Source organism: Paenibacillus maysiensis, assembly GCF_000520815.1.
GTDB lineage: Bacteria > Bacillota > Bacilli > Paenibacillales > Paenibacillaceae > Paenibacillus > Paenibacillus maysiensis.
On the sequence record NZ_ASRY01000192.1, the window covers coordinates 1 to 961 of the forward strand.

1 pseudogene is annotated in these 961 nt (G+C 49.9%); it reads right to left on the minus strand.

Annotated elements, in window-relative coordinates:
• A pseudogene (locus L696_RS0113275) lies at nucleotides 1–961 on the minus strand (adhesin); the annotation flags it as partial.

Below are 961 nucleotides of genomic sequence, written 5' to 3' on the forward strand. Positions count from 1 at the left end.
TTCACTAGTTTTTCTTTCTCTCCATAATGCAAGTTTTGGATTCTCATGTTTCTGCGTTTGTGCTACTTGAAGGCGTTGTTTTTCCTCATAATCTCGGAGCCATTTTTCCTGAATGTTTTTAGGAACTTGCTGATACGCTTGAGCCATGGCATTTGACTCTTTCAGCAGGTTTTGAACCAGTTCTAATGGGCCACCCGAATGCGCTATGTGACGTGCACTCGTAAACACTTTCCCCAAAATCCACTTGCTATAATAGGCTTCCTTAGCCCGCTCATGCTCGTATTGGCTTATTAGCCCTTGGAGCGCTAAACTAGCCAGATGCTTCAGTGGATGCAAACCACCTTTAGGAGCACCGCCTCCAGCGCGACTTGTTCCTGTGCTATGAACAGGAATAGCTGCGGTTGCCAGCAGCACGGAGCCTGCAGCAATCACCGCAGGCCCACCTAAAGCTCCCGCAACAACGCCAGCCACTTTTCCCATCACAGGAATGGAGCCTAACAGTTTGGATATCGTCCCCATCAAAGCATTGGCCTGTTGAAGCGCTGCTGGAGTCGTAACTTTTGCTTTAGGAGTAGAGGCTTGGCTGCTCTTAGCTGCTGATGGAGCTTGTGCAGCCTCATATGCTTTGATGCTCATTAACGGCGGTTCTGGGACAGGAGGGAGGTCAGCTACAAAAACGGGAGCTTTTACCGTACCTTCCTGATAAATCACCGGAGCCTTGGTATCCGTCTCACCATCCAGCACCATGCTACTTTCTCCACCTTTGAGATACAGCGCCGTTCCAGCTTCGAGCGAAAGTTCCTCGCCTGCATCGAGCTTCACATGACCACCCTGAATCTGTACATCCCCCGGACTGTTGATGGTGATGCCCGTATCCTCGTGCAGTGTAATTGAAAATTCACCGGAGGTGGATAGAGTCAGCTCATGCTCAGACATTTCTACGCCGCTACCTTGCACATGT